The 25465-nt window shown below is 70.2% G+C and carries 30 protein-coding genes; 16 read left to right on the top strand and 14 right to left on the bottom strand.

Translation table 11 applies throughout. The annotated features are described in order from the left end of the window. Positions 1–275 precede the first annotated feature (275 nt). Positions 276–602, bottom strand: coding sequence for a hypothetical protein (locus NKJ47_RS19105; protein ID WP_254459305.1), 327 nt, complete (start codon positions 600–602; stop codon positions 276–278). A gap of 39 nt (positions 603–641) precedes the next feature. Here NKJ47_RS19105 and NKJ47_RS19100 point away from each other — a divergent pair, with 39 nt between their 5' ends. After that, positions 642–2279: a Na+/H+ antiporter gene (locus NKJ47_RS19100; protein WP_254459304.1), complete on the top strand. Its 1638-nt coding sequence runs from the start codon at positions 642–644 to the stop codon at positions 2277–2279. A 206-nt stretch (positions 2280–2485) separates the two neighbouring features. Here the strand turns inward: NKJ47_RS19100 and NKJ47_RS19095 are convergent, their stop codons facing one another. Then, a complete protein-coding gene (locus NKJ47_RS19095) occupies positions 2486–2965 on the bottom strand; it encodes an Lrp/AsnC family transcriptional regulator (protein WP_254459303.1) in 480 nt (159 codons plus the stop codon). A gap of 111 nt (positions 2966–3076) precedes the next feature. Here NKJ47_RS19095 and NKJ47_RS19090 point away from each other — a divergent pair, with 111 nt between their 5' ends. From NKJ47_RS19090 to NKJ47_RS19080, 3 genes are all read left to right on the top strand, one after another. After that, positions 3077–4006 (top strand): DMT family transporter, encoded by a 930-nt coding sequence (locus tag NKJ47_RS19090; RefSeq protein WP_254459302.1) that lies wholly within the window; start codon positions 3077–3079, stop codon positions 4004–4006. A 177-nt stretch (positions 4007–4183) separates the two neighbouring features. Next, on the top strand, positions 4184–5122 hold the full coding sequence (locus NKJ47_RS19085) for an ABC transporter ATP-binding protein (protein ID WP_254459301.1): 939 nt from the start codon (positions 4184–4186) through the stop codon (positions 5120–5122). Next, on the top strand, positions 5119–5880 hold the full coding sequence (locus NKJ47_RS19080) for an ABC transporter permease (protein WP_254459300.1): 762 nt from the start codon (positions 5119–5121) through the stop codon (positions 5878–5880). The genes NKJ47_RS19085 and NKJ47_RS19080 overlap by 4 nt, the downstream gene beginning before the upstream one ends. A 76-nt stretch (positions 5881–5956) precedes the next feature. On the opposite strand, the gene NKJ47_RS19075 is transcribed toward NKJ47_RS19080, so the two are convergent. Continuing rightward, positions 5957–6199: a DUF3297 family protein gene (locus NKJ47_RS19075; RefSeq protein ID WP_048492240.1), complete on the bottom strand. Its 243-nt coding sequence runs from the start codon at positions 6197–6199 to the stop codon at positions 5957–5959. 148 nt (positions 6200–6347) lie between these two features. On the opposite strand from NKJ47_RS19075, the gene NKJ47_RS19070 reads away from it, so the two are divergent. Next, on the top strand, positions 6348–6884 hold the full coding sequence (locus tag NKJ47_RS19070; RefSeq protein WP_254459299.1) for a DUF6630 family protein: 537 nt from the start codon (positions 6348–6350) through the stop codon (positions 6882–6884). A gap of 640 nt (positions 6885–7524) precedes the next feature. Here NKJ47_RS19070 and NKJ47_RS19065 read toward each other — a convergent pair. The 6 genes from NKJ47_RS19065 to msrB all read right to left on the bottom strand — a co-directional run bounded on the left by NKJ47_RS19065 (position 7525) and on the right by msrB (position 11510). After that, a complete protein-coding gene (locus NKJ47_RS19065) occupies positions 7525–7809 on the bottom strand; it encodes a DUF4031 domain-containing protein (RefSeq protein WP_254459298.1) in 285 nt (94 codons plus the stop codon). A gap of 9 nt (positions 7810–7818) precedes the next feature. Then, positions 7819–8331 carry a hypothetical protein gene (locus NKJ47_RS19060; protein WP_254459297.1) on the bottom strand — a complete coding sequence of 171 codons (513 nt, stop codon included), beginning with the start codon at positions 8329–8331 and terminating at the stop codon, positions 7819–7821. A 107-nt stretch (positions 8332–8438) separates the two neighbouring features. Next, on the bottom strand, positions 8439–9632 hold the full coding sequence (motB, locus tag NKJ47_RS19055; RefSeq protein WP_254459296.1) for a flagellar motor protein MotB: 1194 nt from the start codon (positions 9630–9632) through the stop codon (positions 8439–8441). Positions 9633–9639: 7 nt separating this feature from the next. Beyond that, positions 9640–10494 carry a flagellar motor stator protein MotA gene (gene motA / locus NKJ47_RS19050; protein ID WP_254459295.1) on the bottom strand — a complete coding sequence of 285 codons (855 nt, stop codon included), beginning with the start codon at positions 10492–10494 and terminating at the stop codon, positions 9640–9642. 115 nt (positions 10495–10609) lie between these two features. Further along, complete coding sequence (locus NKJ47_RS19045; protein ID WP_254459294.1) at positions 10610–11008, bottom strand: MliC family protein; 399 nt, start codon at positions 11006–11008, stop codon at positions 10610–10612. Positions 11009–11045: 37 nt separating this feature from the next. Further along, positions 11046–11510, bottom strand: coding sequence for a peptide-methionine (R)-S-oxide reductase MsrB (gene msrB / locus NKJ47_RS19040; RefSeq protein WP_254459293.1), 465 nt, complete (start codon positions 11508–11510; stop codon positions 11046–11048). 137 nt (positions 11511–11647) lie between these two features. On the opposite strand from msrB, the gene NKJ47_RS19035 reads away from it, so the two are divergent. Next, positions 11648–12097, top strand: coding sequence for a hypothetical protein (locus NKJ47_RS19035; RefSeq protein WP_254459292.1), 450 nt, complete (start codon positions 11648–11650; stop codon positions 12095–12097). Between the two features lie 122 nt (positions 12098–12219). Beyond that, positions 12220–12600, top strand: coding sequence for a host attachment protein (locus NKJ47_RS19030; RefSeq protein ID WP_048492458.1), 381 nt, complete (start codon positions 12220–12222; stop codon positions 12598–12600). Positions 12601–12621: 21 nt separating this feature from the next. Here the strand turns inward: NKJ47_RS19030 and NKJ47_RS19025 are convergent, their stop codons facing one another. Then, entirely contained in the window at positions 12622–13101 is a 480-nt protein-coding gene (locus NKJ47_RS19025; RefSeq protein WP_017908762.1) for an Lrp/AsnC ligand binding domain-containing protein, read from the bottom strand. 136 nt (positions 13102–13237) lie between these two features. Between NKJ47_RS19025 and NKJ47_RS19020 the strand changes: the two genes are divergently transcribed. Continuing rightward, positions 13238–14545, top strand: a complete 1308-nt coding sequence (locus tag NKJ47_RS19020; RefSeq protein WP_254459291.1) for a D-amino acid dehydrogenase — start codon at positions 13238–13240, stop codon at positions 14543–14545. Further along, positions 14524–15597: an alanine racemase gene (alr, locus tag NKJ47_RS19015; RefSeq protein WP_254459290.1), complete on the top strand. Its 1074-nt coding sequence runs from the start codon at positions 14524–14526 to the stop codon at positions 15595–15597. The genes NKJ47_RS19020 and alr overlap by 22 nt, the downstream gene beginning before the upstream one ends. A 47-nt stretch (positions 15598–15644) precedes the next feature. On the opposite strand, the gene NKJ47_RS19010 is transcribed toward alr, so the two are convergent. Beyond that, entirely contained in the window at positions 15645–16214 is a 570-nt protein-coding gene (locus NKJ47_RS19010; RefSeq protein ID WP_254459289.1) for a DUF3016 domain-containing protein, read from the bottom strand. Positions 16215–16405: 191 nt separating this feature from the next. Here NKJ47_RS19010 and NKJ47_RS19005 point away from each other — a divergent pair, with 191 nt between their 5' ends. The 5 genes from NKJ47_RS19005 to NKJ47_RS18985 all read left to right on the top strand — a co-directional run bounded on the left by NKJ47_RS19005 (position 16406) and on the right by NKJ47_RS18985 (position 21121). Further along, positions 16406–16876 (top strand): hypothetical protein, encoded by a 471-nt coding sequence (locus NKJ47_RS19005; protein ID WP_254459288.1) that lies wholly within the window; start codon positions 16406–16408, stop codon positions 16874–16876. A 19-nt stretch (positions 16877–16895) separates the two neighbouring features. After that, a complete protein-coding gene (locus tag NKJ47_RS19000; RefSeq protein WP_254459287.1) occupies positions 16896–17144 on the top strand; it encodes a hypothetical protein in 249 nt (82 codons plus the stop codon). Between the two features lie 166 nt (positions 17145–17310). Then, the gene (locus NKJ47_RS18995) at positions 17311–19314 is read left to right on the top strand and encodes a hybrid sensor histidine kinase/response regulator (RefSeq protein ID WP_254459286.1); all 2004 of its coding nucleotides are present in this window, start codon (positions 17311–17313) and stop codon (positions 19312–19314) included. Between the two features lie 76 nt (positions 19315–19390). Continuing rightward, on the top strand, positions 19391–19711 hold the full coding sequence (locus NKJ47_RS18990; protein ID WP_254459285.1) for a DUF3247 family protein: 321 nt from the start codon (positions 19391–19393) through the stop codon (positions 19709–19711). Positions 19712–19786: 75 nt separating this feature from the next. Then, positions 19787–21121, top strand: coding sequence for a PQQ-dependent sugar dehydrogenase (locus NKJ47_RS18985; protein WP_254459284.1), 1335 nt, complete (start codon positions 19787–19789; stop codon positions 21119–21121). 438 nt (positions 21122–21559) lie between these two features. On the opposite strand, the gene NKJ47_RS18980 is transcribed toward NKJ47_RS18985, so the two are convergent. Further along, positions 21560–21823 carry a hypothetical protein gene (locus NKJ47_RS18980; RefSeq protein ID WP_017908770.1) on the bottom strand — a complete coding sequence of 88 codons (264 nt, stop codon included), beginning with the start codon at positions 21821–21823 and terminating at the stop codon, positions 21560–21562. A gap of 143 nt (positions 21824–21966) precedes the next feature. Here NKJ47_RS18980 and NKJ47_RS18975 point away from each other — a divergent pair, with 143 nt between their 5' ends. Continuing rightward, entirely contained in the window at positions 21967–23040 is a 1074-nt protein-coding gene (locus NKJ47_RS18975) for a class I SAM-dependent methyltransferase (RefSeq protein WP_254459283.1), read from the top strand. Then, positions 23037–23744: a pseudouridine synthase gene (locus NKJ47_RS18970; RefSeq protein WP_254459282.1), complete on the top strand. Its 708-nt coding sequence runs from the start codon at positions 23037–23039 to the stop codon at positions 23742–23744. Before NKJ47_RS18975 ends, NKJ47_RS18970 begins: the two co-directional genes overlap by 4 nt. 130 nt (positions 23745–23874) lie before the next feature. Here NKJ47_RS18970 and NKJ47_RS18965 read toward each other — a convergent pair whose 3' ends face one another. Together NKJ47_RS18965 and NKJ47_RS18960 are read right to left on the bottom strand one after the other, a co-directional pair. Next, on the bottom strand, positions 23875–24441 hold the full coding sequence (locus NKJ47_RS18965) for a DUF1415 domain-containing protein (RefSeq protein WP_254459281.1): 567 nt from the start codon (positions 24439–24441) through the stop codon (positions 23875–23877). Positions 24442–24457: 16 nt separating this feature from the next. Then, on the bottom strand, positions 24458–25387 hold the full coding sequence (locus tag NKJ47_RS18960; protein WP_254459280.1) for a LysR family transcriptional regulator: 930 nt from the start codon (positions 25385–25387) through the stop codon (positions 24458–24460). Between the last annotated feature and the right edge of the window lie 78 nt (positions 25388–25465).

Here is a 25465-nt window from a genome sequence, read left to right as displayed (position 1 = left end):
GCGCGGTTGCATCACGCCCTCCAGATAATGATGAACGGGTGTCGCCGGCGGATGGTGGCGGCCGCGCGAGGCGCGGTCCGGGCGAGTGCCTTCGCGCAACGGCGGCGCAGGCAGTGCAGCAGGCAGCCGCCGCGCGGCGATGGACGCATACGCGATGCGCAGCGCAGGCGTTGCGTCGTCGGTCGCGCACGCAGCGACGCGCGCCTGCCGGCGCTGGCGTGCGCTGCGCGGGCCGGTGCCATGGACTCAGCGGTGTTGCAGCCAGTCGCTGTGCTCTAGGTCGTGGACGCCGCCGAGCGCGTGGACGTCGCCGAAGTGGCCGGCAGCGGGCAGCAGGTCCGCTCCATCGCGTGCGTGGCCGGCAGGCTGGCCTGGGCCTGGAGGACGTGGCCGCCGCGCAGGTCGCGGATCCGCGACATGTTGCCTTCCGCCGGGTGTTCGCCGATGAAGCGCTCAAGTTCCTGGCGGGTGAGGCATGCGCTCTCCAGCGCAAGGCGCCGGTGTCCGTCACCGGCTCTGCCGCCGGACAGCCGCCTGGACGCCCTTGTGCCACTGGACATCGTCGCCGCGGTGCGCTTTGCTTGCAGGCTCCCCCCATTCATGGGCGGCGCCGCCGGCGTGGCGCCGCCGTCCCCACGAGCATGCATTCGATCGAAGTGGTCTTGGCGATGTTGCTGGCGGTGGTGGCCAGCGGCTACCTGGTGCGCGTGTTGCCGTTCTCGTTGCCGTTGCCGCTGGTACAGATCGGCCTGGGCGCGATCATCGCCGGCGTGTTCAAGAAGGGCTACGCGCTGGAGCCGGAGCTGTTCTTCCTGCTGTTCCTGCCGCCGCTGCTGTTCCTGGACGGCTGGCGCATCCCCAAGCAGGGCCTGTTCCGCGACAAGGGCGTGATCCTGGAGCTGGCGCTGGGCCTGGTGGTGTTCACGGTGCTCGGCGCCGGCTTCCTGATCCACTGGATGATCCCGACCATGCCGCTGGCGGTGGCGTTCGCGCTGGCCGCGGTGGTGTCGCCGACCGATCCGATCGCGGTGTCCTCGATCGCGGCGCGCGCGCCGATCCCCAAGCGGCTGATGCACATCCTGGAAGGCGAGTCGCTACTCAACGACGCGTCCGGCCTGGTCTGCTTCCAGTTCGCAGTGGCCGCGGCGATCACCGGCACGTTCTCGCTGGCTGACGCCTCGCTGACCTTCCTGTGGGTGGCGCTGGTCGGCGTGGCCGCCGGCATCGCGGTGGTGGTCGGCACCAGCCTGGCGCAGCGCTGGGTGTGGCGCCAGGTCGGCGAGGAGCCGGGCGCGGCGATCCTGGTCAACCTGCTGCTGCCGTTCGCCGCCTACCTGCTGGCCGAGGCGATCAACGCCTCGGGCATCCTCGCCGCGGTCGCCGCCGGCATCGCCATGAGCTACGTGGAGCTGAGCGGCCGCGCCCCGGGCAGCATGCGCGTGCAGCGCTCGGCGGTGTGGGACATGGTGCAGTTCACCCTCAACGGCATCATGTTCGTGCTGCTCGGCGAGCAGTTGCCGGGCATCGTGCAGGGCGCCATGCACAACATGGACGAAGCCGGGCACCTGGATCCGTGGTGGCTGCCCGCCTACGCGCTGGCGATCTACGTCGGCCTGCTGCTGCTGCGCTTCCTGTGGGTGTGGCTGTCGCTGCGCTGGACCCTGCTCAAGGCGCGCCGCCGCGGCGAGAACCGGCAGAGCCCGCCGTGGCGGATCGTGGTGGCGACCTCGCTGGCCGGCGTGCGCGGCGCCATCACCCTGGCCGGCGTGCTGACCCTGCCGCTGGTCCTGCCCAGCGGCGCCGCGTTCCCGGCGCGCGACCTGGCGATCTTCCTGGCCAGCGCGGTGATCGTCACCTCGCTGCTGGTCGCCAGCATCGCGCTGCCGCGGCTGCTGCGCGGGCTGGAACTGCCGGAGGAGCCGAGCGACCGCCTGGAGGAGGACCTGGCGCGGCGCGAGTCCTCGCGCGCGGCGCTGGCGGCGGTGGAGAAGCTGCGCCAGCGGCTGGTGCAGGACAGCGAGCACGCCGACCTGTACAACGAGGCGGCCAACCGGGTCAGCGCGCTGTACCAGCGCCATCTCGACCAAGGCGAGGCGATGGAGAGCGACCCGGAGGAAGCGCGGCGCCTGGACGCGGTGCTGCGCCAGCTGCGCCACGCCGGCCTGCAGGCCGAACGCCAGGAGCTGTTCAAGCTGACCCGCCAGCGCAAGATCTCCGACGAGATCGCCCGGCGCCTGATCCGCAATCTGGATTTGCTGGAGGCGCGGCGGAAGAGTTGAGGGCTGGGAATGGGGAATCGGGAATGGGGATTCGTAAAAGCGGGTTCCTGGCGCCGTTCCGGGCAGGGCGGCCTGTGTCTTCCCGCTGGCAGCCGGTTCGAGGGTCTTCGTCTCTGCCTGCAATGGGCGGCACACCGCCGCCGCTCGCCTACGCCGCTGGCGCTGCGAGGCCTGCCCACGCGGCAGCGCACGGCTAGCACCCCGCGCTAGGCATCCTCGGCCAGCGGCGGCAGCCGCCTGGGCACCGGGGTCGACTTCACGATCGCGGTATTGGTTTCGGCGCGTTCGCTGACTTTCGCCAGGATGCTGTCCAGATGCTGGATGGTGCGCAGGTACAGCCGGCAGACGAAGCAGTCTTCGCCGGTCACCTTGTCGCATTCGACGACCTCCGGAATGCGTTGCAGCAGTTCCTCCACCAGATGCAGCTGCCCCGGCAGCGGCTTCACCCGCACGATCGCCTGCAAGGTGTAGCCGAGCGTGCATGGGTCGAGCTCGACCGCGAACCCGGCGATCACGCCCTGGTGCTGCAGCCGGCGCATGCGGTCGGCGGTGGCAGGCGCCGACAGGCCGATCTGCCGGGCCAGTTCGCTGGTCGCCATGCGCGCATCCTGCGCCAGCGCGGCAAGGATGGCGCGATCGGTCGCATCGAGCGTGGCGGCGGCTGGAGGGGAAAGGCGATTTTGCATGATGGCTTTCCTTTCGTAGGTAGATTTTGCGATATGCCTAATTTAAAGCATGTTCTCGTGCGGTGGCGGTTTCTACAATGACTGCCATTCGTCGCTTTGAAAGGAACCGGGATGGCCTCCAACGAGATTCGCCGTGGCGCGGCCGAGATGGTCGTGGCCATGCTCATGTCCGGCACGATCGGCTGGCTGGTGGTGTCCTCGCGGCAGTCGCCGGTCAATGTGGTGTTCTTCCGCTGCCTGTTCGGCGCCGCCACCCTGGCCATCGTCTGTGCAGCCATGGGGCTGCTGCGCCGCAAGGCGTTCTCGCCGCGGATGCTGGCGCTGGTGCTGCTCGGCGGGGTCGCGATCGTGGCGAACTGGCTGCTGCTGTTCGCCGCCTACGAGCGCGCCTCGATCTCGATGGCCACCGCCGTCTACAACACGCAGCCGTTCATGCTGGTCGGCCTGGGCGCGATCGTGTTCCGCGAGCGCATCAGCGCCTCGACCGTGGCGTGGCTGGCGGTGGCGTTCGTCGGGCTGGTGGGGGTGGTGCGCATCGCGCCGGCTGTGCTCGCGGTGCCCGGCGAGTACCTGCAGGGCGTCGCGCTGGCGCTGGGCGCGGCGTTTCTGTACGCGGTGTCCTCGATCGTCACCAAGCACCTGAAAGGCACGCCGCCGCACCTGCTGGCGCTGCTGCAACTGGGGATCGGCATCGTGCTGCTGGCGCCGTTCACGCACTTCGATGCCTTGCCGTCCCGTCCTGGCGAGTGGCTGGATCTGGTTGTGCTCGGCGTGGTCAACACCGGGGGGATGTATGTGCTGCTGTACGGCGCCATCCAGAAGTTGCCGACCGCGATGATCGGGGCGCTGTCGTTCATCTATCCGGTGGTGGCGATCGCCGTCGATCGCATCGCCTTCGGCCAGTCGCTGGCGTGGACGCAGGTGCTCGGGGCGCTGCTGATCCTGCTGGCGGCGGCCGGGGTCAACTTCGGCTGGCGCGTGCTGCCGTGGCCGCGCCCGGCGCGACCGAGCACCGGCAGGCTCGACGCCGGCAACCGCTAGCCGGCGTTCGCCACCGCCACGGGGGCGCTGGCGCTGGCGCTCGGCGCGTGCAGGCACTGGTTCGCGCACTGTCCCGCGTCCGGGAGAGTGCTTCCGCCGGATCGGGATTTATCCATCACGATCCGGCTTCTACCCTGGGGGCCGTTTCCGCGCCCGCCGCGCGTCCAGGGAGTTCCCGTGTCGCCGATCATTTCCGTGCAACAGCTCACCAAGACCTACGCCGGGGGCTTCCAGGCGCTCAAGGGCATCGACCTGGAGATCCGCCGCGGCGAGATCTTCGCCCTGCTCGGCCCCAACGGCGCCGGCAAGACCACGCTGATCAGCATCATCTGCGGGCTGGTCAATCCCAGCAGCGGCCGGGTGCTGGCCGACGGCCACGACATCGTGCGCGACTACCGCGCCGCGCGCGGCAAGATCGGCCTGGTGCCGCAGGAACTGGCCACCGATGCGTTCGAGACGGTGTGGGCGACGGTGCGCTTCAGCCGCGGCCTGTTCGGCAAGCCGCGCGACGACGCGCACCTGGAGCGGGTGCTGCGCGAGCTGTCGCTGTGGGACAAGCGCGGCAGCCGCATCTCCACCCTGTCCGGCGGCATGAAGCGGCGCGTGCTGATCGCCAAGGCGCTGGCGCACGAACCCGCCATCCTGTTCCTGGACGAACCCACCGCCGGCGTCGACGTGGAGCTGCGCCACGACATGTGGCAGATGGTGCGGCGCCTGCGCGAGCAGGGCACCACCATCATCCTGACCACGCACTACATCGAGGAGGCCGAGGACATGGCCGACCGTGTCGGCGTGGTCAACCGCGGCGAACTGGTGCTGGTGGAGGACAAGCGCACGCTGATGCGCAAGCTCGGCAAGAAGCAACTGGCGCTGACCCTGCAGGCGCCGCTGCCGGCGTTGCCGCCGGCGCTGGCGGCGCAGCCGCTGGAGCTGTCCGCCGACGGCGCGACGCTGACCTACACCTACGATGCGCAGGCCGAGCAGAGCGGCATCGGCCCGCTGCTGCGGCAACTGGAGGAGCAGGGCGTGGCGATCAAGGACCTGCGCTCCAGCGAGAGTTCGCTGGAGGAGATTTTCGTCAACCTGGTGCGGCCGGCCACGGAGGTGCGCGCATGAACCTGCACGCGATCGCCGCGATCTACCGTTTCGAGATGGCGCGCACCTTCCGCACGTTGACCCAGTCCATCGCCTCGCCGGTGCTGTCGACCTCGCTGTACTTCGTGGTGTTCGGCGCGGCGATCGGCTCGCGCATGGGCGCCATCGACGGCATCAGCTATGGCGCCTACATCATCCCCGGGCTGGTGATGCTGTCGCTGCTCAGCGAAAGCATCTCCAACGCCTCGTTCGGCATCTACATGCCGCGCTGGGCCGGCACCATCTACGAGGTGCTGTCGGCGCCGGTGGCGTGGTGGGAGGTGGTGGTTGGCTACGTCGGCGCGGCGGCGAGCAAGTCGGTGCTGCTGGGCCTGCTGATCCTGCTCACCGCGCGCGCCTTCGTGCCGTACGAGATCGCCCATCCGCTGTGGATGTTCGGCTTCCTGGTGCTGACCGCGCTGACCTTCAGCCTGTTCGGTTTCATCATCGGCGTGTGGGCCGACGGCTTCGAGAAGCTGCAGGTGATCCCGCTGATGGTGATCACGCCGCTGACCTTCCTCGGCGGCAGCTTCTACTCGATCAACATGCTGCCGCCGCTGTGGCAGAAGATCAGCCTGTTCAACCCGGTGGTGTACCTGGTCAGCGGCTTCCGCTGGGCGTTCTACGGCAAGGCCGACGTGCACATCGCGGTCAGTCTGGGCATGACCCTGGGGTTCCTGGCGCTGTGCCTGGGCGTGGTCTGGGCGATCTTCCGCAGCGGCTATCGGCTCAAGCCCTGAGGCGCGGCGCCGAGGGCCGTGGCCTGCGGCCCAGCGCCGTCGCGCCGGCAGGCGTTGCGCCTGCCGGCGGCCGCGCCTACTTGGCGTCGAGCCAGAACGCTTCGACCTGGCCCTTGACCTTCATGGTCATCGGGTTGCCGCGGCGGTCGCGCGCCTTGCCGACCTGCACGCGGATCCAGCCTTCGCTGATCGAGTACTCCTCGACGTTGTCGCGCTCCACGCCGTTGAAGCGGATGCCGACACCGCGCGACAGCGTCTCGGCATCGTGGAACGGGCTCTGCGGGCTGACCGCCAGGCGGTCGGGGGGCGTGTCGGACATCGTGGTGGCTTCGCGTGACGGCGGACAGCGCCGTCTTCCGGGCTGCGAAGGATAAACGCCCGCGGCGCCGTTGCCGAGTTCGGCGCTTCCGTCGCCGCGCCCGGCGCGGCACACTGGCAACCCCCGTGATGCCTGATGCGCCGCCGCCATGCCCGACAACAGCGCCGACTACGACGATCCCGACGACCTGTTCGACGACGACGATCCGGACACCCAGCAGGGCCTGATCTGGAACCTGCTGCTGCTGATCAATCCGGGCGACGAGGAAAGCGCACTGCGCCAGTTCGATGCCTACCGCGAGGCCGCCGGCGAGGCCGAGCGCGAGGACGCGGACTGGTTGTGGACGCTGAAGGACGCGATCGACTGGCGCGCGGGCTTCTACGTCGACGGCCACGACCGCGAGGCGCTGATCGGCGCGATCGACGAACTGGCCGCGCGCTGGAACCTGCGCATCGACTGGGGCGGCGACGTCGACGACGCCGATTTCCTCGAGGACCACGACAGCGCCGCGCTGCTGGCCGTGGCCTACGACCGCCTGCGCGAGCACGGCTACAGCATCTGGTGCTGGGACGCCGGCAGCGAGATCCGCGCCGGCTGGATGGCGCTCAGCCGCGACGACCAGGACATGCAGCGCCTGGCCGCGATCCTGGGCATCGACCTGCGCCCGGGCAGCGATCCGTTCTAGGCGCGCGTCAGTCGGCGCCCCGCCGTGCAGCAATGATTGGTGTTGTGGCCTTGTGTGCCAGGCATCCGCAGCATCCTGTGGGAGCGATTCCAGTTGGGATGAATGCAGCGGTCTGATTTTCTGGCGTCGGATGCAGTCGGGACTGAAGTCCCTCCCACAGTGGACCCAGCAGCCTGTCGCAAGCGCCTGCAGGAGCGGCTTCAGCCGCGACGAACGAAGTCGGGATCGCACCGTTAGCGGCGAATGTCGGAGCTAAAAACACTACCGCGGAGCACCAGCACGCATCCGCAGCTCCCTGTGGGAGCGACGTCAGCCGCGATGAGTGGAGCGTTCGAATTTTCTGGCGTCGGATGCAGTCGGGAGTGAAGTGCCTCCCACAGTGCACCCAGGAGCTTGCCGCGAGCGGCTTCAGCGGCGACGAACGAAGCAGGGAGCGCATCGCCCGTGGTGAATGTCGGGGCTGAAGCGCCTTCCTGCCGTGCACCGGCAAGCTTCGGCAGCTCCCTGTGGGAGCGACTTCAGTCGCGACGCGTGGAGTCGTCAGACGCAGCCGTGTCGGCCGCTGCCGGAAGCGCTGGCCCAGTGCCTCCGCATGCCCGCGCCGCAGCAAGGCGTCGGACGCCGCTGCCGCCATCACGTTTCAATCGGCCTCCCCACGCGCCTGCGCGCGGGCATGGCGGATCAGGGTTTTCAGCAGCGCGCGATCGCTGTGCCGCGAGACCGGCACCGCGCCCAGGCGGATCGCTTCCTCGCGCAGGGCGGCCGGCACGTCGTAGTGGGCACCGCTGAGTTTGTTCTGGAAGGCGCGGCGGGGGATGCCCAGCCGCGCCGCCATGGCGTGCAGTTCGTCCAGGGTGTCGGCGAGCAGGTGGCCCCAGCGCTGGCCGCGCCAGGGATGCACCGCATCGTCGATGTAGACCGCCATCGCGCCCGGTCAGGCCGGCTTGTGCGTGCCGTCGGCATCCGCCGCGGTGTCCGCCGCCGCGCTGCTGTCGGCTTGCGCCGGCGCGGCATCGGTCGTCTCCGGCGCGTCGTCCGCGTCGGTCTGGTCCTCGGCGGCGCCGTCGCCAGCCGCGAACTCGGCGACCAGCGCGTCCAGGTACTCGGCCGGGGTCTGGCCGGCCTCGGCCGCCAGCGCATCGATCATCTGCTGCAGCTGCGCCGAGTATTCGAGGGTGATGGTGTTGCCTTCCTGCTCCTGCAGGTTGGCCAGGTGCTTGAGCATCGCCAGCATCGGCACCGGATTGTCGGCATTGCCCATGGTCTGGCCGCCGACCGCCAACAGCCACTGGCGGCCCTGCAGGCCGATCGCGGCCAGCACGCGGCCGCTCTGGTCCTGCAGCACGGCGTGGTTGGCGATGGGCTGCTCGCGGCCCAGGCGGGCGAAGGGGCGCGGCGACTGCTGCTTCTTGCGCTTGTCGCGCTTGGCTTTGGATTGCTTGGACACGGCGGTCTCGTTAACGAAGTGGCAGCCATTGTAAGCGCCGCACCGTGTGCGGTCCCGCCGCGGCGATCGTAATCCGTGTGGGCGGCCTGGGGGCGCGCCGCGCGAGGTCAGCGCGCGACGGCTGCCTCGGCGCCGGCGGGGGCGGCATTGCTCGCCACCGGTGCGCTGCCGTTGATGCTGCGCAAGGCCTCGCGTGCGGCGGCGGCCGCCGCTTCCGGCGAGGTGGTGCGCGGTTCGGCGATCTGCACCGAGGCCTTGGCCGGCGCGGCGGCCGGCGCCGCCGGGGCTGCGCCGTTCGCGGCGGCCGGCGCGGCCGCGGGCGCACCCTTGCCGGCGGCCGGCGTGGCGGCCGCGTCCGTCGCCGCCGCGCTCAGGTCCGGCACCTTGGTGTCGGCATCGGGCTGCACCGTGCCCAGGGCGACGCTGTGGTCGCCGTCGGCCGTGGCGGCTTCCTCGGCATCCTTGGTCATCACCACGATGCTGATGCGGCGGTTGATCGGATTGTTCGGCACCAGCTTGTCGAACAGCACCGACGAGGACAGCCCGACCACGCGCGAGACCTTGTCCTCGCCCATGCCGCCGGCGACCAGTTCGCGGCGCGCGGCATTGGCGCGGTCCGCGCTCAGTTCCCAGTTGCTGTAGCCGTTCTTGGCGCTGTACTGGGTGACGTCGGTGTGGCCGGTGATGCTGATGTGGTTGGGTACCTGGTTGATGAAGCCGGACAGCTCATGGAGGATGCCGCGGGTATAGGGCTTGAGCACCGCGCTGCCGAGGTCGAACATCGGCCGGTTCTCCTTGTCCACGATCTGGATGCGCAGGCCGTCCGGGGTCAGGTCCAGCAGCAGTTGGTCCTTGAACGGTTCCAGCGCCTGACTCTTGTCGATGGCCTGCTTCAGCTCCTGCATCAGCGTTTCCAGGCGCTCCTTCTCCTTCTCGCGTTGGCTGGACTTGCTGTTGTCGCCCTTCAGGCTCTTGCTGCCGAACGGATCCTTGTTGTTGCCGCGCTGCATCTCGCCGGCGCCGCCGAGCTTGATCATCGAGGTGCTGGCGCCGCCGGGGCCGGCCATGCCGGGACTCGGCGCCGGGCTCTTGCCGGCCAGCGGGCTCGGATTGCGGAAGTATTCGGCGATCGCCGCGCGCTGTTCCTTGGTGGTGGCCGCCACCAGCCACAGCACCAGGAAGAACGCCATCATCGCGGTCACGAAGTCGGCATAGGCCACCTTCCACGCGCCGCCATGGTGGCCGCCGCCCTGGACCTTCTTGACCCGGCGGATGACGACGGTGGATTTGGTCTCGGCCATGACCGCGTTACTTGATCGTCTTCAGATGCGATTCGAAGTCGGCGAAGCTCGGCCGCACGTCGGTCGGCAGGGTCTTGCGCGCGAATTCGAGGGCGATCTTCGGGTTGTAGCCGCGCAGGCAGGCCAGCAGCGCGGTCTTCACCGATTCGAAGATGCGGCTGTCCTGCTCGGCGCGCGCTTCCATCGCCGCCGACAGCGGCGCGACGAAACCGTAGGCCAGCAGGATGCCGAGGAAGGTGCCGACCAGCGCGGCGCCGACGTGGTGGCCGATCTCTTCGATCGGGCCGCCGATCGAGCCCATGGTGATGACGATGCCCAGCACCGCGGCGACGATGCCGAAGCCGGGCAGGCCGTCGGACACCTTGCTCAGCGCATGCGCCGGCGCCATCGCCTCGTGGTGGTGCTTCTCCAGCTCCAGTTCCAGCAGCGGCTCCAGTTCGTGCGGCTCGATGTTGCTGCCGATCATCAGGCGCAGGCAGTCGGTGATGAAGTCGAGCAGGTGGTGGTCGGCCAGCACTTTCGGATAGTTGCCGAAGATGGCGCTGTCGGCCGGGCGCTCGACGTGGTCTTCCAGCGCCATGAAGCCGTCGCGGCGCGCCTTGTTCAGCAGTTCGTAGATCAGGGTCAGGGTGCTGCGGTAGTCGTCGGCCTTGTACTGCGGGCCCTTGAACACGCCCAGCACGCCGGTCAGCGTCGCCTTGACGATCTTGCCCGGGGTGCTAACCAGGAACGCGCCCAGCGCCGCGCCACCGATGATCATCAGCTCGTAGGGCTGCCACAGCGCGCCCAGTTTGCCGTGCGACAGCACGTAGCCGCCGACCACGCTGATGATGACGACGATGAAGCCAACGATGATGAGCATGGCGGGGGCAGCCTGCGGGCCGGAGCGGGGACGCTCTAGATGTCGGCCCCGCGGCGCCATTCTGAAGGTGTGAACTGTGCCGGGTTTTTGGCGGCCCGGGCGGCCGACCGGCGGCTCAGCCGGTCATGCCGCTGTCGTGGCGAACGCATTTGAGCGTCTTGCCCACGCCCGCCAGGGTCAGCGTGGCCTGGTCCGGCTGCGACTGCAGGAAGACATTGCCCAGCGCATCGGTGTAGCGCGCGCCGGTGCCGGCATCGGTGCGCTGCATGTCCAGGCGGGTGCCGCGCACCTGCAGGGCCAGGCGCTCGCGGGCCGGATCGGCGGCCGCCCGCACCAACTCCTCGCCGCAGCGCCACTGCATGGGCAGGGCATCGGCCTGCAGGCCGGGCGCGGCGGTCGGCGAGGACGCGGCCGCCGCGGGGGCGGCCGGCGGCGGCGGGCCGGGGCTGCGCTGGCAGGCGCCCAGGCCCAGGAGTAGCGGCAGGAGCAGAACGGGACGCAACGGGGTACGCATACCGGTGTCTCCCTGTGGCGGCGCGGCGGCGCCGGAATCAGGCCGGTTCGGTCTCGCCACCGCCGCGGTGCAGCGGGTTGGGCAGCGCCTGGCCCTGTTCGGTGAAGTGCAGCGAGACCGAATTCAGGCAGTGGCGCTCGCCGCTCGGCGGCGGGCCGTCCGGGAACACGTGGCCGAGATGGCTGTCGCAGCGGGCGCAGACGATCTCGGTGCGGATCATGCCGTGGCTGGTGTCGCGCAGTTCGCGCACGTGGTCGGGGTGGTAGGGCGCGAAGAAGCTCGGCCAGCCGGTGCCGGAATCGAACTTGGCGCTGGAGCGGAACAGCGGCAGTCCGCACAGCCGGCAGGTGTAGACGCCCTCCAGCTTGTTGTCCAGGAACACGCCGCAGAACGGCGCCTCGGTGCCGTGCTGCAGCAGCACCCGGCGTTCCTCCAGGTTCAGTCCGGCCACCAGCTGCTCGCGTTCGGCGGCGGTGGGGGGCGTGAGGTCGAATCGGCGCATGGCGGGGCCCGTGGCTGGAAGAGGGAAAACAACATGAGGGCTGTACGGGGCGGATCAAGCGCGCCGGCGCGGCGTCGACGCGCCGCCGCCGATGCGCTAGCGTGGAATCCTCTTCCCGGTCCGTCGATGGAGCCCTCGTGAACCGCTTGCTGCCATGTGCTGCCGCCGTCGTCCTGCTCGTGCCGGCGCTCGCCGCCGCGCAGGCGCTCAAGCCGGTGCCCGGCGCACCGGCCGGCAATCGCGACGCCAATACCCTGCAGTCCGCGCCACCGCCGCCGCCCTCGGTGGCCAGCCGTCTCGACGCGCGGCCGCCGGCGTCGGCCACCGCGCCCAAGGCCACACCGGTGTCGTCCAGCCTGGACGAGCGGCCGCAAGGAAAGACCCGGCACCGACGCGCGGCCAGCCCCGCAACACAGGCCGCCGCGGTCGCCGACCCGTCCGGGCGCCGTCCGGTCCGCCTGTACGACCGCAGCGGCCAGGTGATCCCCGGGGCGATGCAGGTGGGGCCGAACCGCGCGCTGGACACGCGCACCGGCCGCTACTACAACACCGTGCCCAGCGGCGACGGGGTCCGCATCCAGGACTGATGCGGCGGCGTCAGGGCGGCCAACGCGCGGCGAACGCTGCGTGGCCGCCATCCTCACAAATCGGTTCCTAGACTGCCCCGACGGCCGCGATTCGCGCGGCGCCACGTTCGCCAGGAGAACCGATGAGCAAGCTTCCCGACAACACTCTGATCGTCGTCGCCGATCGCACCAGCGCGCGCCTGTTCCGGGTCAATCTGGCCGGCGAGACCGCGCTGCTGGAGCAGACCGAGGTGCTGAACCCGACGCCGATCGAGGGTGTGGAGGACGGCGACCGGCCGATGACCATGGACGAGGCCGGGTTCGTGCGCCAGGTGGCCGAGCGCCTGTACCAGGACGCGCTGCGCGGGCAGGTGGAGCACCTGATGCTGGTCGCCGACCCGCATACGCTGGGGCAGTTGCGGCCGCTGCTGCACAAGGAGGTCCAGAAGCGGGTGGTGGCCGAACTGGCCAAGAACCACGCCAATTCCTCGCGCGACGACTTGGAGAAGCTGCTGGTTTCCTGACCTGCGCCCAGCGCGAAACGCTCAGTCGGCGATCGGCAGGCTGAGCGTTTCCTTCACTTCCTCCATCACGATGTAGCTCTTGGACTCGCGCACGTGCGGCAGGGTCAGCAGGGTGCTGCCCAGCAGCTTGCGGTAGGACGCCATCTCGCTGATGCGCGCCTTGAGCAGGTAGTCGAAGTCGCCCGAGACCAGGTGGCATTCGAGCACGTTGGGCAGCTTCAGCGCGGCGCGGCGGAATTCCTCGAAGATGTCGCCGGACTTGTAGGCCAGGCTGATCTCCACGAACACCAGCAGGCTGGCCTTGAGGTAGTGCGGGTCCAGCCGCGCGTAGTAGCCGGTGATGGCGCCGTCGCGTTCCAGCCGCCGCACCCGCTCGGTGCACGGCGTGGTCGACAGGCCGACCCGCTCGCCCAGTTCGGTGAAGGAAATGCGCCCTTCCTGCTGCAGGATGCGCAGGATCTTGCGGTCGATCTTGTCCAGTTCGCGGAGGCGTGCGGCCATGCGGGCGGGTCTCAGGGGTTTGGCCTGCCGGGCCGGCAGAAATCAGGAGAAAATCCTGGGTTGTGCTGCCTATACTGCACCGAACTTCTGCCCTGGCGCCATCCAGCCAGGGAATTGATCCGAACGGAGTAAGCGCATGCGGGTTCTGGTTCTCGGCAGCGGTGTGATCGGCACGGCCACGGCGTGGTATCTGGCCCGCAACGGCTGCGAGGTGACGGTGGTCGACCGCCAGCCGGCGGCCGGCCTGGAGACCAGTTATGCCAATGCCGGGCAGGTCTCGCCCGGCTACGCCTCGCCCTGGGCGGCGCCCGGGGTGCCGCTGAAGGCGCTGAAATGGCTGTTCCAGCGGCATGCGCCGCTGGCGATCACCCCCACCGCCGACCTGCAGCAGTACCTGTGGCTGGCGCAGATGCTGCGCAACTGCACCGCCGAGCGTTATGCGATCAACAAGGCGCGCATGGTGCGCCTGTCCGAGTACAGCCGCGACTGCCTGGACCAGTTGCGCGCCGAGACCGGCATCGCCTACGAAGGCCGCCAGCTCGGCACCACCCAGTTGTTCCGCACCCAGCAGCAGCTGGACGGCGCGGCCAAGGACATCGAGGTGCTGCGCGAGTACGGCGTGCCCTACGAACTGCTGGACCGCGCCGGCATCGCCCGGGTCGAGCCGGCCCTGGCCAGCGCGCCGGCCAGCCTGGTCGGCGCGCTGCGCCTGCCCAACGACCAGACCGGCGATTGCCGCCTGTTCACCCAGCGCCTGGCGGCGATGGCCGCCGCGGCCGGCGTGCAGTTCCGCCAGGGCGAGACCATCGAGGCCCTGCAGGCCGATGGCGACCGCATCGACGGCGTGCGCATCGGCGGCCGGCTGGAACGCGCCGACCGCTACGTGGTCGCGCTGGGCAGCTATTCGCCCGGCCTGCTGGCGCCCCTGGGCATCCGCCTGCCGGTGTATCCGCTGAAGGGCTATTCGCTGACCCTGCCGATCCGCGACGCGGCGCTGGCGCCCACCTCCACCATTCTCGACGAGAGCTACAAGGTGGCGATCACCCGCTTCGACGAACGCATCCGCGTCGGCGGCATGGCCGAACTGGCCGGCTTCGACCTGTCGCGGCCGGCGCGGCGCCGCGCCACCCTGGAGAAGGTGGTCAACGACCTGTACCCGCGCGGCGGCGACCTGGCCGCGGCCGAGTTCTGGACCGGGCTGCGCCCGGCCACGCCGGACGGCACGCCGGTGGTCGGCGCCACCGGCTACCGCAACCTGTTCCTCAACACCGGCCACGGCACGCTGGGCTGGACCATGGCCTGCGGTTCGGGCCGTTACCTGGCCGACCTGATGGTCTCGCGGCAGCCGCAGATCAGCGGCGAGGGCCTGGACATCTTCCGTTATTCCCGCGGTTCCGCCGCGTCCGTCGCCGAGGCCGTCGCGTGCGCCCAGCCCGTGCATTGATCGACCTCGACGCGCTGCGCCACAACTACCGCCTGGCCCGCCGGCTGAGCGGCGGCAAGGCGCTGGCGGTGGTCAAGGCCGATGCCTATGGGCACGGCGCGGTGGCCTGCGCGCGCGCGCTGGACGGCGAGGCCGACGGCTTCGCGGTGGCCTGCATCGAGGAGGCGCTGGAGCTGCGCCAGGCCGGCATCGCCGCGCCGATCCTGTTGCTGGAAGGCATCTTCGACGCCGAGGAACTGCCGCTGGTCGCCGAACACCGGCTGTGGTGCGCGGTCGCCTCGCCCTGGCAGGTGGAGGCGATCGCCGCCTTCGCCGCGCCGCAGCCGCTGTGCCTGTGGCTGAAGCTGGACAGCGGCATGCACCGGCTCGGCCTGGCGCCGGCGGAATTCCGTGCCGCGCACGCGCGGCTGAGTGCGTTGCCGCAGGTCGAGCGGCTGGTGCTGATGAGTCACTTCGCCCGCGCCGACGAGCTGGACAGCGCGCGCACGCAGGAGCAGGTGGAGGTGTTCCGCCAGGCCAGCGCCGGCCTGGCCGGCGAGACCAGCCTGTGCAACTCGCCGGCGCTGCTCGGCTGGCCGGGCCTGCGCAACGACTGGGGACGCCCGGGCCTGATGCTGTACGGCGCCGATCCGTTCGCCGCGGCGGCCACGCTGCCCGGCGAACTGCGCCCGGTGATGACCCTGCAGTCCCGCATCATCTCCGTGCGCGAACTGGCACCGGGCGAGCCGGTCGGCTATGGCGCGCGTTTCGTCGCGGCGCGGCCGACCCGGGTCGGCGTGGTGGCGATCGGCTATGCCGACGGCTATCCGCAGTTCGCGCCCAATGGCACGCCGGTGCTGATCGACGGCGTGCCCGGCGAGCTGATCGGGCGCGTGTCGATGGACATGCTGACCGTGGACCTGACCGACCACCCGCAGGCCGGCCTCGGCAGCGAGGTGCAGTTGTGGGGCGAGCAGCCGCGCATCGACGCGCTGGCGGGGCGTTGCGCGTCCAGCGCCTACCGGCTGCTGTGCGGCCTCAAGCGCGCCCCGCGCGTCTACCTCGGCGCGTGAGCCATGGCTGACGGCGCCGGCGCGCTGCCGGCGCCGCGCGTGCGGTCTCAGCGCTCGGCGACCGCGCTGTCCTTGCGGAACTGGCGGCGCAGCCAGTCGTCGAGCATGCGCTTTTCGTAGCGCAGCGGGTCGGTACTCAGGCCGACCGAGCTGTTGTACAGATAGCTGGGGTCCATCAGCTTGGGCTGGCCCTGCGCCAGCACCTGGCCGTCGGCGCCGTACAGGGTGAAGTCCAGGCTGATCCGCGGCGGGTACAGGTCGCGCATCACCCGCACGTCGTTCCAGTTCGGGCCGTGCCACGGCTCGAAGTCGCCGGCGCGCTTGATGTCGGTGAGCTTGATGTCCAGGCGCTGGCCGGGCTGCAGTTGCTTGGCGGCCTGCTTCTGCAGATAGGCGGCCAGGTCCTGTACCCAGTCGCCGCGTTCGGCTTCCCAGCGGTTGCGGCTCTGCCGCAGTTCGCTGAAGGTGGCCGGATCGGCCCAGCTCACCTGCACCGGGCCGTCGCTGCTGAGGCTGCGCGGGGCCTGCGGGTCGGTGACGTTGCGGATCTCGGCGGAGGCGCCGCCTGCCCACAGGCAGGCAACAGCCAGCGCCGTCCAGGCATAGCGGATCTTCATGACGGATCTCCAGGAGGCGTACGCCCAGTGTGTGCCTGTGCCGGCGCGCCCGCAATCGCGGCGACGCGCGCGGCGGCGGCCGTTGGCCGCCGATTCATCCGTGCGGCATGACGGGCGGATCACGCCGCCTCGCCGCCTGCTTCACGGCGCGCGCGCCAGCATGGAGACCATTGGAGTGATGCGGGGATCGCATGAAGACGCCGTTGTTCCACCAGGCCCACACCGGCAGCGATGTGCGCCTGCAGTTCATCGACTGGGCCAAGCGCCACGGGCACAGCCCGGCCAGCGGCGCGGCCGCGTTCGTCGAGCATCAGGCCAACCTGGACGATGCGGCACGCCAGTTGCGGCTCAATCCTGGCGACGACGTGCGCCAGCTGTTGCGGCGCTACCTGGCCTCGCTCGGCGAGGCGCGGGACGTGGCCGTGCAGTTCCCGCCCAGCTACCACTATCGCAGCCCGCAGGGGCAGAGCTTCCGCTACACCCTGACCCTGGTGCTGGCCGAGGACGGCGTGGAGTGGAAGGCGCGGGTGTGGACCGGCCTGGAGTACCTGGGCCTGATCGTCGGCCGCGGCGCCGGCCCGCGCGCCAACTACTCGCGCCTGGCGCGGATGGCGGTGGAGCACGAACTGGCCGGCGACGCGCCGCGTTTCACGCTGGGTTGAGCAATTCAGGAACGTTGTCATGTCCGTCGTCAGTGCACCCGAGCGCGCCGTGGTCCCCGAAGAATGCCGTCGGCACTGCCGGCAGCTGGGACCGGCGCGCGTGCAGCAGTTGCTGGCCGCGTCGCCGCCGCCGCCTTGGCGCGAAGAGGCAGAGCGCTGGCTGGAAGAGCAGGCGCTGCGCAATGCGCGCCTGACCCAGTGGATGGTGCTGGCCGGCATCGGCCTGTCGCTGCTGGGCATCGTGCTGGTGGTCGCCTTCCTCTGGTGACGGGGTCGGGTGAGCGCGAGCGCCGCGGACCCGGCGGCTTGACGGCGGCAGAGTGGCTTAACAAGATGGGGGGTCCGTCTCGCGATTCTCGGCGCGCCGCTGTCGGCGCCACGGATGCGCGGCGATTTCATCCGTGGTCGCAGGCCGCTTCCAGAGCTACTCCGTCATGCATGCCAGTCCAGACTCCACCGCGTCTTCGTTCGCGCAGGCGACGAACCTGCATTACCGCGAAATCTTCGACAAGATCGACTCCGGCTTCTGCGTGATCCAGGTGCTGTTCGACGATGCCCAGCGTGCGGTGGACTACGTTTTCCTGGAGGTCAATCGGGCGTTCGAGCGCGAAACCGGCATACGCGACGCGGTCGGCCGACGCATGCGCGAACTGGCGCCGACCCATGAGGAGCACTGGTTCCAGCTGTATGGCGAGGTCGCGCTGAGCGGACGCTCGGCCAAGTTCGAGAATTTCTCCACGCCGCTGGGACGCTGGTGGACCGTGGATGCGTTCCGGATCGGCGCGCCCGAGCAGCGCCTGGTCGCCGTGCAGTTCCTCGACGTCACCGAGCGCAAGCGGGTGGAGCGCGACCTGGCCGAGAGCGAGGCGCGCTTCAGCGCGCTGGCCGAGGGCCTGCCGATGCCGGTGTGGGTGCTGGACGCCCAGGGCGAACTGCGCTTCACCAATACCGCCTATGCCGAATTCTTCGGCATCGATCTGGATACCGACACGGCGCGCCCGGGCTGGGGCGACGTGCTGCATCCGGAGGACGTGGGCGTGTTCGCCTACGAACTGCGCAACGCGCTGCACGACCAGCGCAACCTGCGCGCGCTGGTGCGCGCGCGCCGCCACGACGGCGAATGGCGCTGGGTGGAGATGACCGCTGTGCCGCGCTATTCCGCCGAGGGCCAGTTCATCGGCCTGGCCGGCAGCAGCCCGGACGTGACCGAGCGCCGCGACATCGAACTGGCGCGCGAGCAGCTGCTGGAGTCCGAGCGCAGCGCACGCAACGCCGCCGAGAGCATGGCGCGGCTGAAGGACGAGTTCCTGGCCACGCTCTCGCACGAACTGCGCACGCCGCTGACCACCATCCTCGGCTGGAGCGACCTGCTGCTGCAGCGGCTGCCGCCGGGCGACCCCAGCAGCAAGGGCCTGTCGGTCATCGCCAGCAGCGCGCGCGCGCAGCAGCGGCTGATTTCCGACATGCTCGATCTCAGCAGCATGCTGCTGGGCAAGGTGCAGCTGGAAGTGGAGGCGCTGGACCTGGCCGAGCAGGTGCGCGAGGCGATGCGCGCGCAGGAGCCGGTGGCCGAAGGCAAGGACCAGGCGCTGAGCCTGCAGGCGCCGTCGCAGCCGTGCAGGGTGCTGGGCGACGCCACGCGCCTGCAGCAGGTGTTCTGGAACCTGCTGTCCAATGCGATCAAGTTCACGCCCGCGCACGGGCGCATCGCGCTGGCGATCGAGCTGGAGGACGACGGCCAGCACGTCAGCGTGGCGGTGCGCGATTCCGGCGACGGCATCCCGCCGGAATTCCTGCCGCATCTGTTCGGCCGCTTCCGCCAGGCCGACAGCACCACCACGCGCCTGCACGGCGGCCTCGGCCTGGGCCTGGCGATCGTGCAGCAGCTGGTGGAGATGCACGGCGGCCAGATCAGCGCGGCCAGCGAAGGCCGCGGCTGCGGTTCGGTGTTCACCGTGCGCCTGCCGCTGCACCGCGACGCGCCGGGCTCGCGCCCGCTGCGCGAGGTGCGCGCGTTCGCGATGGCCGAGCAGGTGGTCGAGGCGTATTCGCTCAAGGGCGTGCGCTTGCTGGCGGTGGAGGACCAGCCGGACATGCTCGACTACCTGCGGCGCCTGCTCGAGGAGCAGGGCGCGGAGGTGGTGGCGGTGGGATCGGCCAGCGAGGCGCTGGGGGTGCTCGACGGCGGCGGCCATGCCACGATCGACGTGATGGTGACCGACATCGGCATGCCGGGCATGGACGGCTACGGCCTGATCCGCACCGTGCGCGAGAACATGGGCCTGGACGCGGACGAACTGCCGGCGGTGGCGGTGACCGCGCTGGCGCGCGCCGACGATCGCCAGCGTGCGTTGCAGTCCGGCTTCCAGGAGCACCTGGCCAAGCCGTACAGCGTGGCGCAACTGGTCTCGGCGGTGCGCTTCGCGCGGCAGCGCTAGGGCCGGCCCTGCGCTCTTGCCCGCCGGCTCACGCCGACGGCGCTAGGCTGCCGCGGTCCCTCCACGGAGTCCGCCGATGACCCAGTATGCCGAGCGTATCCACACCGACCAGGCGCAGATCCAGGCGCTGGAAGCGTTGATCCTGCAACTGCCCGGCCAGGCGCATGTGCGTATCGAGTTGAACGACGGCAGCGTGTGCTTCGGCACCGTGTCGGTGCGCCCCAGCATCCAGCAGTTCCGCGACGCCGACGGCAACGAGGGCAGCAATGCGCAGGTGCGCATCGACGACCTCGACGATCCGGCCCAGCATCGCTACCTGTGGCTGGACCAGATCCGCAGCGTGCGCCCGCTGCCGCCGCGGCCCTGGGACGTCGACCCGCGCAGCGAGGGCTCTTGACGCGTCTTTCACTCTTTCCGCGCCGGGGCTGTGCATCATCGGCGTTCCCCCCGAGCTTCCGGATATCCAAGACACATGGTCATGTCTTCGCCGATTCGCGCCCGTTGGGTGTTGTGTGCGCTCAGTGCCGCCTTGCTCGCCGCCTGCGGCGACACTGCCAAGCACTCCATCGAGGAGGGCATGGGACCGGATCCGGTGCTGCCCGACCCGGTCAAGCGCATGATCCCCACGGTCAAGGTCGCCGAGGTCAAGCGCTGGGCCGATGGCGCCGCGCCGGTGCCGGCCGCCGACCTGGCGGTGCAGGCGTTCGCCCGCGACCTGGACCATCCGCGCTGGCTGTACGTGCTGCCCAATGGCGACGTGCTGGTCGCCGAGACCGCCGAGCCGCCGGCGCCGGAAAAGGACAGCGGTGGCCTGCGCGACAAGATCCAGGGCGCGATGATGGCCAAGGCCGGCGCCAGCGTGCCCAGCGCCAACCGCATCACCCTGCTGCGCGATGCCGACGGCGACGGCGTGGCCGAGGTACGCACGCAGTTCCTCAAGGGCCTGTATTCGCCGTTCGGCATGGCCCTGGTCGGCGACCGCCTGTACGTGGCCAACGCCGATGCGCTGGTCAGCTTCCCGTACAAGGACGGCGATACCCAGATCACCGCCGCGCCCAGCTTCGTCGCCAACCTGCCCGGCGGCATCAACCACCACTGGACCAAGAGCCTGCTCGCCAGCCGCGACGGCAAGAAGCTGTACGTGGGTGTCGGTTCCAACAGCAACGTCGCCGAGAACGGCATGGAGCAGGAACTCAACCGCGCCGCGATCCTGGAAGTGGACGCGGCCAGCGGCGCCACCCGCGTGTTCGCCAGCGGCCTGCGCAATCCGGTCGGCCTGGCCTGGCAGCCCGGCACCGACACGTTGTGGACCGTGGTCAACGAACGCGACGAGCTCGGCAGCGACCTGGTGCCCGATTATCTGACCTCGGTGCGCGAGGGTGGTTTCTACGGCTGGCCGTACAGCTACTACGGCCAGCACGTGGACGAGCGCGTGCAGCCGCAGAACGCGGAAATGGTGGCCAGCGCGATCAAGCCGGACTATGCGCTGGGCGCGCATACCGCCTCGCTGGGCCTTGCCTTCTACGAAGGCGCGCTGCTGCCGCCGACCTACCGCGGCGGCGCCTTCATCGGCCAGCACGGTTCCTGGAACCGCGACCCGCCGTCGGGCTACAAGGTGATCTACGTCCCCTTCGTCAACGGCAAGCCCAGCGGCAAGCCGCAGGACGTGCTGACCGGCTTCCTCGACGCCGAAGGCCGCGCGCAGGGCCGCCCGGTCGGCGTGGCCGTGGACAAGCCCGGTGCCTTGCTGGTGGCCGACGACGTCGGCAACATCGTGTGGCGGGTGACGCCGAAGCCGGGCAAGTGAGCGGCGGGCGCGCTGCACGCGCCTGCCTGCACTATCCGTAGGAGCGGCGACGCGGACGTCGTGGTGATGAAGTCCGGTCCCGGCTGCAGCCGCTCCTACGAATGCCTTGGCCGACACGGTGCGGCCTAGGGTCCGAGCGATCGCGCATCGCGCTGTTCGCGGTTGCGCCGTGCAACGCCGATGCAGATGCGCCCGTAGGGGCGGCTTCAGCCGCGACGGGCGTGATCGGTAATGCCCGTCGCGGCTGAAGCCGCTCCTACATTGGGAAAAGGTGACCGCATTTGCGGTCGGAAAGAGAGAACAGAGGCGTCGGGCACAGCAAAACGCCCTGCAATCGCCCTCGTAGGACCGGCTTCAGCCGCGACCGACGCATTCACAGGAACGCCTGGCTCGCGGTTAAACCCACCCTGCAACGGTTCCTACATCGACTGCCTGCCGTCAATGCTCCACCGGCGCCGGCTCCACACCGAAACGGCGGGCGTAACCGCGTTCGTTGAACACCCGTTCGACTTCGGTGTCGCCCAGTTCCGGGGCGGCGTAGACGGCATAGACCACGCTGCCGTCGTCGCGCGCGCCGCGCTGGTGCAGGCGGTAGCGCGGACGCCCGGTGCCGGTGTTCTCCGGGTAGTGCAACGGCGGCTGGCTGCCATCCAGGTCCACTTCGCTGTTGTCGACGACGCCGCCGATGAACACTGCGCGCATGCTGCCTCTCCAGTCGTTGGGTGCCTTGCAGCCTAGGCGCGCCGATGTTGCCGGAACATCAATGATGCGTTGGATTCGCGCAAAATCCGGACGGTGGCGCGCTGCCGGTAGAATGCGCGTCCCTGTCCCGACGACCACGCCCGATGCCGGCTGCGCAAGACGCCCCCCTCGACACCCTGTTCCTGCCGTTCGCCCAGGGCGTGCTGCGCTGGCCTGCGGGCAAGGTGCTGTTCCTGCGCGCCCGCGACGGCTGGGCGCTGCGCCAGCACGCGCAGCCGCCGGCGCAGTTGGTCTGCGAACAGGACTACCGGCCGTTCGCCACGGCGCTGCAGCAGGGCGGCTGGACGGTGCGCGCCGAGCAGGACGGCGATGCCGATGCCGGCGGCTACGCACTGGTGCTGGTGCTGCCGCCGCGCCAGCGCGAGGAAGCGCGGGCGCTGCTGGCGCGCGCGGTGGCGCTGGCCGCGCCGGGCGGCGTGGTGGTGGCCTGCCAGGCCAACAACGAGGGCGCGCGCTCCGGCGAGGACGACCTGCAGCAGCTGGCCGGCCTCGGCGGCAAGCTGACCAAGCACCACTGCCGGGTGTACTGGACCGCGCCGCTGCAGGGCGGCCACGACGCCGCGCTGCAGCAGCGCTGGGCGACGCTGGATGCGGTGCGGCCGATCCTGGACGGGCGCTTCCGCAGCCGTCCCGGCGTGTTTGCCTGGAACCGCGTCGACCCGGCCTCGGCGCTGCTGGCCGAGCATCTGCCCGCCGACCTGCGCGGCCGCGCCGCCGATCTCGGCGCCGGCTATGGCTACCTGTCGGCGGAACTGCTGGCGCGCTGCCCGCAGCTGACCGCGCTGGACCTGTTCGAGGCCGACGCGCGTGCGCTGGCGCTGGCGCGCGCCAACCTGGCGCAGGCGCCGGCCGGCGTGGCGCTGGGCTTCCACTGGCACGACGTGACCGCGGGGCTGCCAGGGCAGTACGACGTCATCGTCAGCAATCCGCCGTTCCACGCCCCGGGGCGGATGGAACGGCCGGACATCGGCCGGCGTTTCATCGCGGTGGCGGCGCAGGCGCTGGCGCCCGGCGGGCGCCTGTTCCTGGTCGCCAACCGCCATCTGCCCTACGAGGCGGTACTCGATGCCAGCTTCGGCCAGACCGAGGTGCTCGCCACCCGCGACGGCTTCAAGCTGATCCACGCGGTGCGCAGCCGCGGCGGAGCGCGCCGATGAAACTGGTCAAGCATCTGGCCAACCTGGGCTACGGCAGCCGCAAGCAGGTGGCGCTGATGTTCCGCGAAGGCCGCATCACCGATGCCGAGGGCGAGGTGCTGTACGCCGACGACCAGGTGCCGCACGCGACGATCCGGGTCGACGGCGAAGCGCTGGATCCGCCGCCCGGGCTGATCCTGGCGCTGCACAAGCCGGTCGGCTACACCTGCTCGACCAAGGACCCGGGGCGCATCGTCTACGACCTGCTGCCGCCGCGTTTCCGCCTGCGCTCGCCGCTGCTGTCCACGGTCGGGCGGCTGGACCGCGACACCAGCGGCCTGCTGCTGATGACCGACGACGGCGCGCTGCTGCATCGCATCGTCTCGCCGAAGGCGCGGCTGGCCAAGGTCTACGAGGCCAGCCTGGCCGAGGACCTGCGCGGCGACGAAGCGGCGCAGTTCGCCAGCGGCACGCTGCTGCTCGACGGCGAGACCACGCCGCTGCTGCCGGTGGAGCTGGAGACGCTGGGGCCGCGCCAGGTGCGCGTGGCCCTGCACGAAGGCCGCTATCACCAGGTACGGCGCATGTTCGCCGCGGTCGGCAACCACGTCACCGCGCTGCATCGCAGCCGCATCGGCGGTTTCGGCCTGGGGGATCTGCCGGCCGGGCAGTGGCGGGTGCTGCAGGCGGCGGACGTGGCGGTGCTGTTTGAGGGCCGGGATTAGGGATTCGGGATTGGGGATTTGTAAAAGCGCATGGCGTCTGGAACGACGTGCGCGGCTCGCGTAGGAGCGGCTTCAGCCGCGACCGCGCCCCGCCTTTGCCAATCCCCAATCCCGACTCCCCAATCCCCAATCACGAATCCCGACCCTCAACCGCCCGCTTCCAGCCCTCCAGGCCCAGCGTCTCCAGCGTCCGCAGATTGCGCTCCACGATCACGTCCGCGTCCGGGAAGGCGGCCACGGCGCGCTCCACGCTGTCCTCGCGCAACAGGTGCAGGGTGGGGTAGGGCGCGCGGTTGGTGTAGTTGCCGATGTCGTCCGGGGCGGTGCCGGCGAACTGGTACTGCGGGTGGAAGCTGGCCACCTGCAGGATGCCCTGCAGGTCCAGCGCCTCGACCGCGGCGTCGGCGTTGTCGAGGAAGTCGTTGTAGTCCAGGAAGTCCTGCAGCACGTCCGGGTGCACGATCAGCGTGGTGTCGATCTGCTCGGCCGGGGTGTCGCGCAGCAGCACCAGTTCCTCGGCCAATTGTTCGAGCAGCGCCTCGGGCGTGCTCGCGTCGCTGAGCACGTAGCGGATCTGCTGCTTGACGTGCACCGCCTTGGCGAAGGGGCACAGGTTCAAACCGATCACCGCGCGTTCCAGCCAGCGGCGGGTGTCGCCCAGGTAATCGGGCGCGTCGCCAGGAATCTCGTCGTGCATCGGTCGCGGAAATGGCCTAGGGAAGGTGCAGGCGATTGTAGGCGGTGTCCAGCCACGCCGGCGTTTCCGTGTACATCTCGCGGATCAGCCGCTTGATCAGCGGCAGCAACTCGGAGCTGTCGTTGCGGCGGTGGCTGAGGATGATCGGTGAGGTGGCGTGGGCGTCGTCGAGCAGGCGGTAGTGCAGGTCGCGGCGCAGCACCCGCACCGACGCGGGAATCACGCACACGCCCATCTCCGCGGCGACCAGGCCCAGCGCGGTCTGCAGTTCGCGCACCTCCTGCACCGCCAGCGGGCGGATGCCGTGGTCGTGCAGCAGCGACAGCACCTGGTCGGCGAAGCTCGGCCGCGGCTGGTTGGGGTAGACGATCAGGCGCTGCGCGTTCAGCGCCTCCGGTGCCAGCGGCGCGTCGGAGGCGGCCAGCGGATGTTCCATCGGCAGCGCGACCACCAGGCGTTCCTCGCGCAGCACGAACCGCTCCACCCTCTCGTCGTCGTGGCGGATGCGGCCCACGCCCAGGTCGATGCGGCCGGTCTTCAACGCCTCGATCTGCTCGCCGGACATCAGTTCCAGCAGACGGATGTCCAGCGCCGGACGCTGCTGGCGCAGGCGCCGCACCAGCATCGGCAGGCCGCCGTAGAGCGCGGAGGCGACGAAGCCGATCGCGAACACGCGTTGCTCGCTGCGGCCGATCCGGCGCGCGGCGTCCTGCATCTGCTCGACCCGGCCCAGCACCTGCAGCGCTTCCTCGTAGAACAGCTTGCCGGCGTCGGTCAGCCGCAGCGGGCGGCTGCTGCGCACGATCAGGCGCGTGCCCAGTTGCTCCTCCAGGTGCTGGATCTGCCGGCTCAGCGGCGGCTGGGCGATATGCAGCAGTTCGGCGGCGCGGGTGAAATTGCGCTCGCGGGCGACCGCGACGAAGTAGCGAAGTTGGCGCAGGTCCATCGGAAGTCGTATTCGTTCGAGGTATGTTGCGCTGCAATAAAGCCAGCAATCATGCGGGTTGCGCCAACAACATACCAA

The sequence above is a fragment of the Xanthomonas sacchari genome, from assembly GCF_024266585.1.
In the GTDB taxonomy this organism is placed as follows: Bacteria; Pseudomonadota; Gammaproteobacteria; order Xanthomonadales; family Xanthomonadaceae; genus Xanthomonas_A; species Xanthomonas_A sacchari_C.
Note: the sequence above shows the minus strand (reverse complement) of the source record. Positions and strands in the feature narration are given on the sequence as shown.

Bases quoted from the DNA above. Each gene is read 5' to 3' on its own strand.
- motB (WP_254459296.1), bottom strand. From the start codon at position 9,632: ATGGCCGAGACCAAATCCACCGTCGTCATCCGCCGGGTCAAGAAGGTC.
- NKJ47_RS18975 (WP_254459283.1), top strand. From the start codon at position 21,967: ATGCCGGCTGCGCAAGACGCCCCCCTCGACACCCTGTTCCTGCCGTTC.
- NKJ47_RS19075 (WP_048492240.1), bottom strand. From the start codon at position 6,199: ATGTCCGACACGCCCCCCGACCGCCTGGCGGTCAGCCCGCAGAGCCCG.
- NKJ47_RS19095 (WP_254459303.1), bottom strand. From the start codon at position 2,965: ATGCAAAATCGCCTTTCCCCTCCAGCCGCCGCCACGCTCGATGCGACC.
- msrB (WP_254459293.1), bottom strand. From the start codon at position 11,510: ATGCGCCGATTCGACCTCACGCCCCCCACCGCCGCCGAACGCGAGCAG.
- NKJ47_RS19045 (WP_254459294.1), bottom strand. From the start codon at position 11,008: ATGCGTACCCCGTTGCGTCCCGTTCTGCTCCTGCCGCTACTCCTGGGC.
- NKJ47_RS19010 (WP_254459289.1), bottom strand. From the start codon at position 16,214: ATGAAGATCCGCTATGCCTGGACGGCGCTGGCTGTTGCCTGCCTGTGG.
- NKJ47_RS18965 (WP_254459281.1), bottom strand. From the start codon at position 24,441: ATGCACGACGAGATTCCTGGCGACGCGCCCGATTACCTGGGCGACACC.
- NKJ47_RS19005 (WP_254459288.1), top strand. From the start codon at position 16,406: ATGAAGACGCCGTTGTTCCACCAGGCCCACACCGGCAGCGATGTGCGC.
- NKJ47_RS18970 (WP_254459282.1), top strand. From the start codon at position 23,037: ATGAAACTGGTCAAGCATCTGGCCAACCTGGGCTACGGCAGCCGCAAG.
- NKJ47_RS19000 (WP_254459287.1), top strand. From the start codon at position 16,896: ATGTCCGTCGTCAGTGCACCCGAGCGCGCCGTGGTCCCCGAAGAATGC.
- NKJ47_RS19065 (WP_254459298.1), bottom strand. From the start codon at position 7,809: ATGGCGGTCTACATCGACGATGCGGTGCATCCCTGGCGCGGCCAGCGC.
- NKJ47_RS19070 (WP_254459299.1), top strand. From the start codon at position 6,348: ATGCCCGACAACAGCGCCGACTACGACGATCCCGACGACCTGTTCGAC.
- NKJ47_RS18980 (WP_017908770.1), bottom strand. From the start codon at position 21,823: ATGCGCGCAGTGTTCATCGGCGGCGTCGTCGACAACAGCGAAGTGGAC.
- NKJ47_RS19100 (WP_254459304.1), top strand. From the start codon at position 642: ATGCATTCGATCGAAGTGGTCTTGGCGATGTTGCTGGCGGTGGTGGCC.
- NKJ47_RS19105 (WP_254459305.1), bottom strand. From the start codon at position 602: ATGAATGGGGGGAGCCTGCAAGCAAAGCGCACCGCGGCGACGATGTCC.
- NKJ47_RS19080 (WP_254459300.1), top strand. From the start codon at position 5,119: ATGAACCTGCACGCGATCGCCGCGATCTACCGTTTCGAGATGGCGCGC.
- NKJ47_RS19020 (WP_254459291.1), top strand. From the start codon at position 13,238: ATGCGGGTTCTGGTTCTCGGCAGCGGTGTGATCGGCACGGCCACGGCG.
- NKJ47_RS18960 (WP_254459280.1), bottom strand. From the start codon at position 25,387: ATGGACCTGCGCCAACTTCGCTACTTCGTCGCGGTCGCCCGCGAGCGC.
- NKJ47_RS19030 (WP_048492458.1), top strand. From the start codon at position 12,220: ATGAGCAAGCTTCCCGACAACACTCTGATCGTCGTCGCCGATCGCACC.
- NKJ47_RS19025 (WP_017908762.1), bottom strand. From the start codon at position 13,101: ATGGCCGCACGCCTCCGCGAACTGGACAAGATCGACCGCAAGATCCTG.
- motA (WP_254459295.1), bottom strand. From the start codon at position 10,494: ATGCTCATCATCGTTGGCTTCATCGTCGTCATCATCAGCGTGGTCGGC.
- NKJ47_RS18985 (WP_254459284.1), top strand. From the start codon at position 19,787: ATGGTCATGTCTTCGCCGATTCGCGCCCGTTGGGTGTTGTGTGCGCTC.
- NKJ47_RS19090 (WP_254459302.1), top strand. From the start codon at position 3,077: ATGGCCTCCAACGAGATTCGCCGTGGCGCGGCCGAGATGGTCGTGGCC.
- NKJ47_RS18995 (WP_254459286.1), top strand. From the start codon at position 17,311: ATGCATGCCAGTCCAGACTCCACCGCGTCTTCGTTCGCGCAGGCGACG.
- NKJ47_RS18990 (WP_254459285.1), top strand. From the start codon at position 19,391: ATGACCCAGTATGCCGAGCGTATCCACACCGACCAGGCGCAGATCCAG.